An 11785-nucleotide genomic window follows, 5' to 3' on the forward strand; every position below is an offset into this window, starting at 1 on the left:
ACCGGACGATGCCGGTACAGTCCCGGTACACAACCCGCGCACGCCCGTATCGGACGCGCTCCGGCGTGCGCCTCACTCGTTCCGGGCCCCCGGCACGTGCGGCAGCCGGTCGGCGGCGACCACCCCTTCGAGGTAGCCCCGGGCCCGCTCGGTACGCGGATACGCCTCCAGCAGCCGCCAGAACCGGGGCCCGTGCCCGGGGACGAGCAGATGGGCCAGCTCGTGCAGGAGGACGTAGTCGACGACGTACTCGGGCATGCCCTTCAGCCGGTGCGACAGGCGGATGCTGCCCTCGGCCGGGGTGCACGAACCCCACCGCGTGTTCTGGTTGGTGACCCAGCGGACCGAGGCGGGCCGGGCCCGGCCGTCGAAGTACTGGTCCGACAGGCGGCGGGCGCGCTCGGACAGTTCGGCGTCGCCGAGGACCCTCTTGCTCTCCTGGGCGGCCAGCCTGTCCAGCATGACGCTCACCCATCGCCGCTCCTCCGCCTCGGACATCCGGGCGGGGATCAGCACCACGGTGCGGTCGCCCTCGCGGTAGGCGGAGACCGTCCGGCGCCGGCGGGCGCTTCTGCGCACCTCGATCGGGCTCGTCCCCGTGCCGCTCGGCGGCGGACTCGTCGGTTTGCGCTGGGGCGTCCCGGCGCGGTGCAGTGGGTCGGCGGACACGCCACGACGTTACCCGCTGTGCCCGGGGAAAGTCCCGGCCCCCGCGACGGTTCCGCTCCGATCCTCACGGCGGCTTGCACAACAGCTTGTACGACGATCACCCACCGCCTGTGGACAACTTTCGACGCCCGGACGCGGATCCGGGCATGCTGGCCTCGCCGGCGGACGTACGGCCGACCGCACGGTGACCACGCGTCCGGTCACCGCCGGCTCACGGGGACGTACGAGGACATACGGGGGTCTGTCATGCATCCGATGGTCAAGCCCGCACTGCGACGCGGCTGGCACGATCTGCGCACCGTGCAGTTCGGGATGACGCCGGCGCACGCGCTGACGCTCGGCCCGGTGGACATGGCGACCGGTGGCTTCCTGGACCTGCTCGACGGCACGCGCGGTCCGGCGCTCCTGCGCGAGGAGGCCCGCCGCATGAATCTTCCGGACGGCCATGCCGACCGGCTGGTGAAGCGGCTGGCCGCGGCCGGGCTCCTGGACGACTCCCGGGGCGGCGGGCCGGCCGCCGACGCCCTGCGCGAGAAGAAGGAGGTCCTCGACCGGCTCCGCCCCGACCTCGCGTCGCTGTCCCTGACGACCTCCCGGCCCGGGGACGCGATCCGGCACCTGGCCGCCCGGCGGGCGATGCGGGTACGGGTACGGGGCGCCGGCCGGGTGGGCGCCGTACTGGCCTGCCTGCTCTCGGGCGCGGGCGTCGGCGAGGTCGACGTGCGGGACGCCGGACGCGTCGAACCGTGGGACGTCGCCCCGGGCGGGCTGACCGCGGAGGCCGTCGGCGACCGCCGGGACGAGGCGGCCCGCCGGGCCGTGCGCCGTGCCGCCCCGGACCGGCCGCGGCGCCGGTCCCCCGCCACCCCGCCCGACGACGGCGGGCCGGGCTTCTCGCTGGTGGTGATCGCCCCGCGCGACGACGTCGCGGCGCACACCCCCGACCCCGCCCACGCCGACTCCCTCATGGCCGCGGGCACACCCCACCTGTATGCCGGAGTGGTGGAGGGGACCGGGGTCGTCGGCCCCCTGGTCCTGCCCGGTGAGACGGGCTGCGCGGGCTGCCTGCAGGCGGACCGCGCCGACCGCGACCCCACGTGGCCGCGGCTGGTGGCACAGTGGCGTTCCGGCGGACAGCGCCGGGTACCGCCCTGCGATCTGGCGCTGGCCACGACCGTCGCCGGGCTGGCGGCGGCCCATGCCCTCGCCTTCCTCGACGGCCGAAGACCCGCCAGCGCCGACGCACGCTGGGAGGTCTCGCTGCCCGCGCTGCGGTGGCACACGCGGCCGGTGCGGCCGCACCCCGCGTGCCCGTGCGGGGCCGCCGGACGGAGTAAGCGAGAACACACCCCCGGGAACGGGGACCGGCGCGCGACAATGGCTGGGCAACGGCCGACAGCCGAAGGACGCCGTGAGGCAGCAGCGGCGCGGCCGGCTGGGACTTGGAGGGCGCATGTCTGATCTTCCGCGCAAGGCGGTCACCCGGACCGCCAAGCTCGCCGCGCTCCCGCTCGGTTTCGCCGGGCGGGCGACCTGGGGGCTCGGAAAGCGGATCGTGGGCGAGTCCGCGGAGATCGTCGGCCAGCAGCTGCAGCAGCGGACCGCGGAGCAGCTCTTCAAGGTCCTCGGTGAGCTGAAGGGCGGTGCGATGAAGTTCGGGCAGGCACTGTCCGTCTTCGAGTCCGCCTTGCCGGAGGAGGTCGCCGGCCCCTACCGGGCGGCGCTGACGAAGCTGCAGGAGGCCGCACCGCCGATGCCGGCGCGCACGGTGCACTCCGTGCTCGCGGAGCGGCTCGGTGACGGCTGGAGGGACCTGTTCCTGCGGTTCGAGGACAAGCCCGCCGCGGCGGCGTCCATCGGCCAGGTGCACCGGGCGGTGTGGCACGACGGCCGTGACGTGGCCGTCAAGGTGCAGTACCCGGGCGCCGGCGACGCCCTGCTGTCCGACCTGAACCAGCTCAGCCGCTTCGCCCGCCTCCTCGGCCCGCTCGTCCCCGGCATGGACATCAAGCCGCTGATCACAGAGCTGAAGGACCGGGTCTCGGAGGAGCTGGACTACGACCTGGAGGCCCAGGCTCAGCGGGCCCACGCCGAGGAGTTCGCGGACGACCCGGACATCGTGGTGCCGGACGTGGTCCACCAGTGCGAGCAGGTGCTGATCACCGAGTGGATCGACGGCATCCCGATGTCGGAGATCATCGCGGACGGCACCCCCGGACAGCGCGACCGGGCCGGTCAGCTCCTCGCCCACTTCCTGTTCTCCGGCCCGGCCCGCACCGGTCTCCTGCACGCCGACCCGCACCCGGGCAACTTCCGGCTGCTGCCCGGCGGACCGCGGGGCGAGGACGACTGGCGCCTGGGGGTCCTGGACTTCGGCACGGTCGACCGCCTCCCGGGCGGACTGCCTCAGCCCATCGGCGAGGCGCTGCGCATGACCCTGGACGGCGAGGCGCAGGCCGTCTACGACATGCTCCGCGCGGAGGGCTTCGTCAAGGAGACCATCGAGCTGGACCCCGATGCCGTCCTCGACTACCTCCTGCCGATCATCGAGCCGGCCCGGGTCGACACGTTCACCTTCACCCGCGGCTGGATGCGCGGCCAGGCCGCCAGGATCGCCGATCCCCGCTCCCCCGCCTACCAACTGGCCAAGCAGCTCAATCTGCCGCCCGCCTACCTCCTGATCCACCGGGTGACCCTGAGCACCATCGGGGTGCTGTGCCAGCTGGGCGCGACGGTGCGTCTGCGCGACGAGCTGGAGCAGTGGCTGGCCGGCTTCGTCCCGGAGGACGACGGCGAAGAGGGCGGCGAGGACGACGCCGTGTACGGGGAGGGAGACGGGACGGAGGCCGGGGTGGAGGGGGCGGCGGCTCAGGCCTGAGCCGCCGGAGCCGAAGCGCTGTGGGGGCCGGCCCGTTCGCACGGACCGGCCCCCACGGGAAGGTTCCGCCTCCTGTACCGGAGGCAACCGCTTCGGGTGTGTTCGGTTACTGCATGACCGCCATGGCGAGCGCGCGCCGGGCGCGCATGGAGGCGCGCTCGGCCCGGCGCTGCATCCGCCGGGCGGTCGCCAGGCGCAGCGCCAGGCGTTCCCGCTCGGCCTCGTGCAGCCGCTCGTGCATATGCGCACGGGCCAGGGCTTCTGGGATGAGTTGCATCTCACGGGTCCTGTTCTGACGCGAGTCCTTCGCGTCGCTGGTGGTGAAGTCTTCGGGCGTGCTGCCTGCGGTCTCGTCGGTGGACGGCTTCATCGGGGCCTGCTTCTTGGGGTCGTGCGTGAGGGGACGGTCGATCGTTCCGGTGATGTTCATGCTGTGACCGGGTTCTTGCGCGGGCGGCCACGGGGCCGCTTCCGGGCGACGACGACACCCTGGACGAACAGCTCACCGCCCCACACGCCCCAGGGCTCACGCCGCTCCTTGGCGCCGGCGAGGCAGGCCTCGACCAGCGGGCAGGTGCGGCAGAGGGACTTGGCGTACTCGACGTCCGCCGGCGACTCCGCGAAGAAGACCTCCGGGTCGTAGGAACGGCAGGGGACGGGCACGCCGAGGTTCTCGATGGCGTCGTCGAGCGCGGTGAGCGCGGTGAGCGGGGTCAAGGTGGAGTCCTCCGTGGAACCGGGCTTGGGGATCGTGTCGGAAGGCGGTACGGACGGGGCGTGCGCTTCGAGTTGCACGGCTGGTCTTCCTCGTCTGGTCGTTCCGGCCGGTCGGCCGGTTGGCGGCTTGGTACCGGGTTCTTGTCTTGTCCCGAGGCTCCTTCGTGCTGCCGCCCACGTTCGTGGGCAAACAGAAGGGCCGCGGATCCCGGATGGGGTTCCGCGGCCCTGAAGGCGCCGGCCTGATCGAGATCAGGCTGGATCGCTCCAGGGTTCTGGCCCACGGAAGGCCCACATCAGGTGGTGCTGCGTCGTCTGCTTCCGGAATCCGGCACCGGTCGCCGTAAAGGCATAGGCCTGGGCCTGCGCCACTACTGCTGCTTCCAGTGCCTCGGTCGGTCGCTCATCGCGCTCACGGACGGGAAGGCCCGCGGGAGCGACGGAGACGGACGCCGGACGCGCGGCACGAATGCCGGACAGACCGGTGCCCGGGTTGGAGGCGCCGAGCATGCACAGGGAGACGGCCGAACGATCGGTGAGTTTGACGGTGGTACCGGCAGCGGTGCTGATGGTGTTGATGCTGATCATTGGGCTCGCCTCCTCTCGGCGTCTCGGGGGACCGGTGCGAACCGGTCCACGGATATGCAAGTACAGCACGGGTGCAGGGCCTCCGGGAAGGCCGCTGTTCCCCGTGACCAAGAACCTATGGGGATTCCCGGGGCATGCGCAAACTATTTTTCCGACGAGTTGGCCTCATTCCGCTTCGTCAAGCCCGGCGACGTCGCGGCCTGCGCAGATGGCCAGGACGTCGGCCCCGTAGCGCCGGAACTTGCGGGCGCCGACACCGGGGATCCTCACCAGTTCGTACTCGTCCCCGGGGACGGACTCGGCGATCGCCATCAGCGTCTTGTCGGTGAAGACGCAGAACGCGGGCTGGCCGCTGCGGTGCGCCTGGACCGCCCGCCACTCGCGCAACCGCTCGTAGACGCCCTCGTCCATGTCCGAGGGGCAGTCCTCGCAGCGCATCAGTTTCATCTCGCCCGCGTCCGTCAGCGTGCGGCCGCAGACCCGGCAGCGGGCCACCGTCCTGAGGGTCCGCCGCGGCGCGGCGGCCGTCGCCGTGCCGCGGCCGAAACCGCGCTCCACACCGCCCGGGCCGCCGGCGGACGCGTGCGCGCCGGCCGAGGCGGAGCCGGGCCGCAGCCCCTGCAGGAAGCGGCTGGGCCGGCGGTTCGCACGGCCACCGGGCGAACGCGCCACCGCCCAGGAGACATGCAGACGCTCACGGGCACGGGTCACACCGACATAGAGGAGACGGCGCTCCTCCTCGATCTGCTCGTCCGTCTTTGCGTAGGTGATCGGCATCATGCCCTCGGCGACGCCCACCAGGAAGACGACGTCCCACTCCAGACCCTTGGCCGAGTGCAGGGAGGCGAGGGTGACGCCCTGCACGGTCGGGGCGTGCTGCGCGCTCGCCCGCTCGTCCAGCTCCGCGACCAGATCGCCCAGCGTGGCACCGGGCCGGGCGGCGGCGAAGTCCTGGGCGAGATTCACCAGGGCGGCCAGCGACTCCCAGCGTTCACGGACCGCGCCCGATCCCGCCGGGGGCCGGGGCGTCCAGCCCTCGCCCGACAGCACCGCGCGCACCTGGGAGGGCAGGTCCACGGCGTCGTCGAGGAGGTGGTCGTTGCCGCCGAAGCGGGCCGCGGCCCGCAGGGCGCTGCCGGCCTTGCGCACTTCGGGCCGGTCGAAGAAGCGTTCCGCGCCACGCAACTGGTAGGGGACGCCGGCGTCGGCGAGCGCCTGTTCGTAGGTCTCGGACTGGGAGTTCGTACGGAAGAGGACCGCGATGCCGGCGGGGGGAACGCCCGCGTCGATGAGCTCGGAGATACGGCGGGCGGCGCCCTCGGCCTCGGCCGGTTCGTCGGTGTACTCGGTGAAGACGGGTTCGGGGCCCGCGGGGCGCTGGGAGACCAGCTCCAGGCGGTGGTCGGCCGCCCGGCCCCGGGCCTGGGCGAGCAGACCGTTGGCGAGGCGCACGACCTGGGGGGTGGAGCGGTAGTCGCGGACCAGCTTGACGACGGTGGCGCCGGGGTACCGGGCGCGGAAGTCGAGCAGATGGTCGGGGGTTGCTCCCGTGAACGAGTAGATCGTCTGGCTGGCGTCGCCGACCACGCACAGGTCGTCGCGGTCGCCGAGCCACAGCTCCAGCAGACGCTGCTGGAGCGGGCTGACGTCCTGGTACTCGTCGACCACGAAGTGCTGGTACTGCTCGCGGACCTGCTCCGCGACGTCGCGGCGGTCCTGCAGGACGGCCACCGTCAGCAGCAGCACGTCCTCGAAGTCGATGACGCCGCGTCCGCGCTTGAGGTCCTCGTAGGCGGAGTACAGCTGGGCGATCTCCGCGGCGTCGCGGGGCACCTCACGGCCGGCCTTCGCCACGGCGGCGGCGTAGTCGGAGGGAACGGTCTGGGTGACCTTGGACCACTCGATCTCGGCGGTGACGTCGCGCAGCTCCCCCCGGTCGAGGCGCAGGCCGCAGGCGGCGGCCGCGTCGGCGACGAGCTGTATCTTGCGGTCGACGAGCCGGGGCATGGAGCCGCCGATCGCCTTCGGCCAGAAGTACTGGAGCTGGCGCAGCGCCGCCGAGTGGAAGGTGCGGGCCTGGACACCGGCCGCGCCGAGCTGGCGCAGCCGGCCGCGCATCTCCCCGGCGGCGCGGTTGGTGAAGGTGACGGCGAGCACGCTGGAGGGCTGGAGGATCCCGGCGCGGACCCCGTAGGCGATGCGGTGGGTGATCGCCCGGGTCTTGCCGGTGCCGGCGCCGGCAAGCACGCACACCGGGCCGCGCAGGGCGGTGGCCACCTCGCGCTGCTCGGGGTCGAGCCCTTCGAGCACCGCGTCGGCCGTCTCCGGTACCTGCGGGAAAAGGGTGGAGTGCGTTGCTGCTGTCACACAGCCATGCTGCCAGGTCCCCGGAGACGGGTGCGCCGGGTTGTCCACAGGCACGCACTGATTGTCGTACTGGTGCGACGGGCGTCACGCGTCGGGAATGGTGGCGCCTTCCCGGACGTTCCCTTCCTGCGACCTCATCCCCGAGCCGCCGAAGGAGCACGAGAGACATGCCGGGCACTGTGACGATGTACAGCACCACGTGGTGCGGCTACTGCCGTCGGCTGAAGAGCCAGATGGACCGCGAGGGCATCGAGTACACCGAGATCAACATCGAGCAGGACCCGGAGTCGGCCGCGTTCGTGGAGAAGGCGAACGGCGGGAACCAGACGGTTCCGACCGTTCAGGTAGTTCCCTCCGGCGGTGGCACCGAGGTCGTGATGACGAACCCGAGCCTCGCCCAGGTGAAGCAGGCGCTCGGCGTCTGACACGCATGACGCGCACGACCCCCGATCGGCCTGGCGCCTGATCGGGGGTCTTTGCATACCCGGCCTGTACGAGGCCGACTCGACGGTAGCGTGATCGACATGACGACCGAGGACGAGGCGGACGGCGAAGCGCTGGCCGGAGGCATGGTGAACGCGGGGGCGGTCTTCCGCAGGGGTGCGCTGGTGGAACGCCCGGCCCCGCGCAACGCACAGGCTCTCCATGCCCACCTCCTCGCGCTGAGGGAGCACGGCTTCGATGGAGCTCCGACTCCCGTGCGCCTCACCGCTGACGGCCGTGAACAGCTCACCTTCGTCCCAGGCGAAGTAGCTCTGCCGCCGTTCCCGCCCTGGGTGATGACGACAAGCGCCCTCGAATCGGTGGGACACCTCCTGCGCCGCCTGCATGAGGTCAGCGCGACCGTCGCGGTCGACACGGACGCCGAGTGGCCCCAGGACCTCGCCGACCCGGAGGGGGGAACGATGGTGTGCCACAACGACGTGTGCCCGGACAACGTGGTCTTCCGCGACGGCCGTGCCACCGCCTTGATCGATTTCGACTCGGCAGCTCCGGGCCGTCCTCTCTGGGACGTCGCCATGGCTGCCCGCTACTGGGTGCCCATGCTTGATCCGGTGTCTGCGGCCGCCCTGTATCCCGCCGGATCGGATGTGTCTGCACGGCTGCGGATCCTCGCCGACAGCTACGGCCTCTCGCCGAGGGATCGCGCCGGATTGCCGGGCGTGATCGAACAGGCCACCGAGACCTGCCGGTCCTTCGTCGCCCGCCGCGTGGCTGACGGCAACCCCGTCTACCTCCAAGCGCTGGCCGAACGTGGCGGGTGGGAGCGCTGGGACCGCATACAAGCCTGGCTGACCGCCCACCGCGAGACGTTCACGGCCGCTCTGCTGGACTGACATGCTCGGGCGTTGGTCCGCTCGTACCCGCCGAGGACGACCACCGGGACCACGCGCGCCGAACGTCAGGTGTGCGGCTTTCCCGTTCTGGAGAGCCGGGGCAGGGTCACGTGCTCACCGCCCCTGAGCGGCCGGCACAGCTTGCTCTCCCCGGGGGAGAGACGGCCGTCATGGTCCCGGCCGGCGTACTCGAGGAGTACTTCCGTGCTCAGCGGTGAGGAGTCCGCGTCCATGTCCCGCGCTCCCCTCTGACCGACTGCCCGCGCCGCGAGCTGTCGGCTCACCCCGGCAACATCAGGGCCGGGGGGCCATCGGAATCATCGACTCTGCCCGGCAGAAGGTGACCGGCCTGCCCGGTCACGGTTTTCGGCTCTTCGACGACCGTGACGTGCACCGCATGCACTGCACCCCCGAGGGCAAGTTCACCGGCGGTGAACTCCTGCCTACCGGCCGGCTGAGGGAGTGCCGGGGTTACCGCGGCCTGGCGCTCACCCGCGCCATGCCGTTCGCGGCCTACGGGGAGCGGCATCACTGACCACGGAGTCGGTCGGGAGAGCCCTGCGGGCACTGCGGGAAGCATCGGGACTAGACCGGTGACGCGGTAGCCCGCAGGGCTTCCCCGGGGCGGCTCCCCGTGCGGGAGGCCGCCCCTTCGGCATGTCCCGGCTCAGACGAAGCCGCGGGTCGGCAGCGGCTTGCCGTACCAGAGCTCGATCAGGCGGGCCGCGATCGAGATGCCGTAGGGCGGCAGCACCTCGCCGGTCTCGAAGGCGGCGGCGAGCTCGTCGCGGGAGAACCAGCGGGCCTCGTGGATCTCGTCGCCGTCGACGTCGATGTCGGTGGAGACGGCGCGGGCCATGAAGCCGAGCATCAGGCTGGACGGGAAGGGCCAGGGCTGGCTCGCCACGTACTCGACGGGGCCGACGGTGATGCCGACCTCCTCGTGCACCTCGCGGCGCACCGACTGCTCGATGGACTCGCCGGGCTCCACGAAGCCGGCGAGCGTGGAGAAGCGGCCCTCGGGCCAGTGGACCTGGCGGCCGAGCAGGATCCGGTCGTCGGCGTCGGTGACGGCCATGATCACGGCGGGGTCGGTGCGCGGGTAGTGCTCGGCGCCGCAGGCGGGGCAGCGGCGGATGTGGCCGGCCGCGGCGATGACGGTGCGCTCGCCGCAGCGGGAGCAGAAGCGGTGCAGGCGCTGCCAGTTCTCCAGGGCGACCGCGTGCACCATCAGTCCCGCGTCGCGGGGCGACAGCAGGAGGCCGGCCTCGCGCAGGCCCGCCGGGCGCGCGGACTGGTCCATGCGGCCGGGCAGGGAGTCCTTCTGGAGGGCGAAGTAGCTGACGCCGTCCTCGTCGGTGCCCAGGAAGTACCGGTGCGCTTCGGTGAGCGGGGCCTCGAAGGAGGGGGTCATGACGAGCTCGGTACGCCCGTCGGGCGTCTCGTCGATGAGGACCTGACCGCCGGAGACCACGAAGCAGCGCGTCGAGGGGTGGCTCCACGCCGCCGCGAGCCATGCCTCGTCGAGGCGGTGGTGGGCGGCGCGGTCGATGCCGCTGGGGGCGGTGAGCGAGATGGGACGGTCGGCGGTGTGGTCGGTCCAGGTGGTCACGGGTGCTTCCAACTCCCCCGGTGAGCGGTTGTGGTTCGGCAGGCGGTTCAGCGGGTCGTGCGGCGGGTGGTGACCGGGTCCGGGAGGGCTCGGCGGTGGCCTCGGTGGTGCGGTGCGGCGGTGGGTGGCGGTGGCGGGCGGTGTGCGGCGGCCCTTCCCAGTGTGCCGTGCGCGCCGTGGCGGTCCGGTCCCGGGCCGCGCTGCGCTCAGGGCGCGTGGCGCCAGTGCTCCGCGAGGTCGCCCCACAGGTATGCCGAGGTCTCGACGCCCTTGAGCAGCAGGTCGAGCTCGACCTTCTCGTTCGGGGCGTGCCAGCCGTCGGACGGGACGGAGATGCCGAGGAAGAGCACGGGTGCGCCGAGGACCTCCTGGAGGTCGGCGGCCGGTCCCGAGCCGCCCTCGCGGGTGAAGCGGACCGGTTTCTCGAAGGCCCGGCCCATGGCGCGGACCACGGACTGCAGTGCCGGGTGGTCCAGCGGGGTCAGGCAGGGGCGGGTGGCCGAGCCGAAGGTGATCTCGCAGCGGATCCCGGCGGGCACCTGCTCGGCGGCCCAGGCGCGGACGGCCTTCTCGACGTGGCCGGGGTCCTGTCCGGCGACCAGGCGGAAGGAGAGCTTCACCATGGCGGAGGACGGGACGATCGTCTTGCTTCCGGGGCCCTGGTAGCCGCCGCCGATGCCGTTGACCTCCGCGGTGGGGCGGGCCCAGATGCGTTCGAGGGTGGTGTGTCCGGCCTCGCCGTGGGCGGCGTGCGACTTGGCGGTGCGCAGCCACTGCTCCTCGTCGAAGGGCAGCTCGGCGAAGAGGTCGCGTTCGCGGTCGGTGAGTTCGATCACGCCGTCGTAGAAGCCGGGGACCGCGACGCGCGCCTGCTCGTCGTGCAGGGCGGCGACGAGGCGGGCGACGGCGGTGGCCGGGTTGGGGACGGCGCCGCCGAAGGAGCCGGAGTGGATGTCCTGGTCGGGGCCGTGCAGCCGGATCTCGCACTCGGCGAGGCCGCGCATGCCGGTGCACACCGTGGGGGTGTCCTCGGACCACATGCCGGTGTCGGAGACGATCACCGCGTCGGCGGCGAGCCGCTCGGCGCGCTCCTCGACGAGCGCGCGGAAGTGCGGGGAGCCGGATTCCTCCTCGCCCTCGATCAGCAGTTTGAGGTTGACCGCGGGGGCGGTGCGGCCGGTGGCGGCGAGGTGGGCGCGGACGCCGAGTGTGTGGAAGAACACCTGGCCCTTGTCGTCGGCCGCCCCGCGCGCGTAGAGGCGGTTACCGCGGACGACGGGCTCGAAGGGGTCGCTGTCCCAGCCGTCCTCGCGGGCCGCGGGCTGGACGTCGTGGTGGCCGTAGACGAGGACGGTCGGCGCCGCGGGGTCGCCGGAGGGCCACTCGGCGTAGACGGCGGGGGCGCCGGGGGTGGGCCAGATCTCGGCGGTGGGGAAGCCGGTCTCCTTCAGCCTGGCGGCGAGCCAGTCGGCGCTGCGGCGTACGTCGGTCGCGTGGTCGGGCTGGGCCGACACGGACGGGATGCGCAGCCACTCGGCGAGGTCGTCGAGGAAGGCGGTGCGGTGGTGCTCGATGTACGTACGGACGGCGCTGTCCGGGGTCTCGCTCATGCTCACG

The 11785-nt window shown here is 72.5% G+C and carries 12 protein-coding genes and 1 pseudogene; 5 read left to right on the plus strand and 8 right to left on the minus strand.

Annotated features, from left to right (window positions below):
- Positions 1–72: 72 nt before the first annotated feature.
- The gene (locus ACFYOJ_RS02985) at positions 73–669 is read right to left on the minus strand and encodes a M48 family metallopeptidase (protein WP_356550433.1); all 597 of its coding nucleotides are present in this window, start codon (positions 667–669) and stop codon (positions 73–75) included.
- 246 nt (positions 670–915) lie between these two features.
- On the opposite strand from ACFYOJ_RS02985, the gene ACFYOJ_RS02990 reads away from it, so the two are divergent.
- Together ACFYOJ_RS02990 and ACFYOJ_RS02995 are read left to right on the plus strand one after the other, a co-directional pair.
- Positions 916–2130 carry a TOMM precursor leader peptide-binding protein gene (locus ACFYOJ_RS02990; protein ID WP_356550435.1) on the plus strand — a complete coding sequence of 405 codons (1215 nt, stop codon included), beginning with the start codon at positions 916–918 and terminating at the stop codon, positions 2128–2130.
- The gene (locus tag ACFYOJ_RS02995) at positions 2123–3547 is read left to right on the plus strand and encodes an AarF/ABC1/UbiB kinase family protein (protein ID WP_356550436.1); all 1425 of its coding nucleotides are present in this window, start codon (positions 2123–2125) and stop codon (positions 3545–3547) included. The genes ACFYOJ_RS02990 and ACFYOJ_RS02995 overlap by 8 nt, the downstream gene beginning before the upstream one ends.
- A gap of 106 nt (positions 3548–3653) precedes the next feature.
- Here ACFYOJ_RS02995 and ACFYOJ_RS03000 read toward each other — a convergent pair whose 3' ends face one another.
- The 4 genes and pseudogenes from ACFYOJ_RS03000 to ACFYOJ_RS03015 form a co-directional block, all read right to left on the minus strand.
- A complete protein-coding gene (locus ACFYOJ_RS03000) occupies positions 3654–3977 on the minus strand; it encodes a hypothetical protein (RefSeq protein WP_356550438.1) in 324 nt (107 codons plus the stop codon).
- A complete protein-coding gene (locus ACFYOJ_RS03005; protein WP_356199600.1) occupies positions 3974–4342 on the minus strand; it encodes a WhiB family transcriptional regulator in 369 nt (122 codons plus the stop codon). Before ACFYOJ_RS03005 ends, ACFYOJ_RS03000 begins: the two co-directional genes overlap by 4 nt.
- Positions 4343–4516: 174 nt before the next feature.
- A complete protein-coding gene (locus ACFYOJ_RS03010; RefSeq protein WP_356550440.1) occupies positions 4517–4852 on the minus strand; it encodes a hypothetical protein in 336 nt (111 codons plus the stop codon).
- Between the two features lie 165 nt (positions 4853–5017).
- Positions 5018–7307: pseudogene (locus ACFYOJ_RS03015) on the minus strand (ATP-dependent DNA helicase UvrD2).
- 79 nt (positions 7308–7386) lie between these two features.
- Here ACFYOJ_RS03015 and ACFYOJ_RS03020 point away from each other — a divergent pair.
- Together ACFYOJ_RS03020 and ACFYOJ_RS03025 are read left to right on the plus strand one after the other, a co-directional pair.
- A complete protein-coding gene (locus ACFYOJ_RS03020) occupies positions 7387–7644 on the plus strand; it encodes a mycoredoxin (RefSeq protein ID WP_356550443.1) in 258 nt (85 codons plus the stop codon).
- A gap of 99 nt (positions 7645–7743) precedes the next feature.
- Positions 7744–8556 carry a phosphotransferase gene (locus tag ACFYOJ_RS03025; protein ID WP_356550445.1) on the plus strand — a complete coding sequence of 271 codons (813 nt, stop codon included), beginning with the start codon at positions 7744–7746 and terminating at the stop codon, positions 8554–8556.
- A 65-nt stretch (positions 8557–8621) separates the two neighbouring features.
- Here the strand turns inward: ACFYOJ_RS03025 and ACFYOJ_RS03030 are convergent, their stop codons facing one another.
- Positions 8622–8789, minus strand: a complete 168-nt coding sequence (locus ACFYOJ_RS03030; RefSeq protein WP_356550447.1) for a hypothetical protein — start codon at positions 8787–8789, stop codon at positions 8622–8624.
- A gap of 107 nt (positions 8790–8896) precedes the next feature.
- Between ACFYOJ_RS03030 and ACFYOJ_RS03035 the strand changes: the two genes are divergently transcribed.
- Positions 8897–9091, plus strand: a complete 195-nt coding sequence (locus ACFYOJ_RS03035; RefSeq protein WP_356550449.1) for a DUF6879 family protein — start codon at positions 8897–8899, stop codon at positions 9089–9091.
- Between the two features lie 132 nt (positions 9092–9223).
- Here ACFYOJ_RS03035 and nudC read toward each other — a convergent pair whose 3' ends face one another.
- Together nudC and ACFYOJ_RS03045 are read right to left on the minus strand one after the other, a co-directional pair.
- Positions 9224–10168 (minus strand): NAD(+) diphosphatase, encoded by a 945-nt coding sequence (gene nudC / locus ACFYOJ_RS03040; protein WP_356550450.1) that lies wholly within the window; start codon positions 10166–10168, stop codon positions 9224–9226.
- A gap of 206 nt (positions 10169–10374) precedes the next feature.
- On the minus strand, positions 10375–11778 hold the full coding sequence (locus ACFYOJ_RS03045) for a dipeptidase (protein ID WP_356550451.1): 1404 nt from the start codon (positions 11776–11778) through the stop codon (positions 10375–10377).
- Positions 11779–11785: the final 7 nt, after the last annotated feature.

Source organism: Streptomyces sp. NPDC006384, assembly GCF_042870695.1.
GTDB lineage: Bacteria > Actinomycetota > Actinomycetes > Streptomycetales > Streptomycetaceae > Streptomyces.

What these genes read in the sequence shown, in the direction of transcription:
- ACFYOJ_RS02990 (WP_356550435.1), top strand. Translation starts at nt 916, where the DNA reads ATGCATCCGATGGTCAAGCCCGCACTGCGACGCGGCTGGCACGATCTG.
- ACFYOJ_RS02995 (WP_356550436.1), top strand. Translation starts at nt 2,123, where the DNA reads ATGTCTGATCTTCCGCGCAAGGCGGTCACCCGGACCGCCAAGCTCGCC.
- ACFYOJ_RS03000 (WP_356550438.1), bottom strand. Translation starts at nt 3,977, where the DNA reads ATGAACATCACCGGAACGATCGACCGTCCCCTCACGCACGACCCCAAG.
- ACFYOJ_RS03010 (WP_356550440.1), bottom strand. Translation starts at nt 4,852, where the DNA reads ATGATCAGCATCAACACCATCAGCACCGCTGCCGGTACCACCGTCAAA.
- ACFYOJ_RS03020 (WP_356550443.1), top strand. Translation starts at nt 7,387, where the DNA reads ATGCCGGGCACTGTGACGATGTACAGCACCACGTGGTGCGGCTACTGC.
- ACFYOJ_RS03025 (WP_356550445.1), top strand. Translation starts at nt 7,744, where the DNA reads ATGACGACCGAGGACGAGGCGGACGGCGAAGCGCTGGCCGGAGGCATG.
- ACFYOJ_RS03030 (WP_356550447.1), bottom strand. Translation starts at nt 8,789, where the DNA reads ATGGACGCGGACTCCTCACCGCTGAGCACGGAAGTACTCCTCGAGTAC.
- ACFYOJ_RS03045 (WP_356550451.1), bottom strand. Translation starts at nt 11,778, where the DNA reads ATGAGCGAGACCCCGGACAGCGCCGTCCGTACGTACATCGAGCACCAC.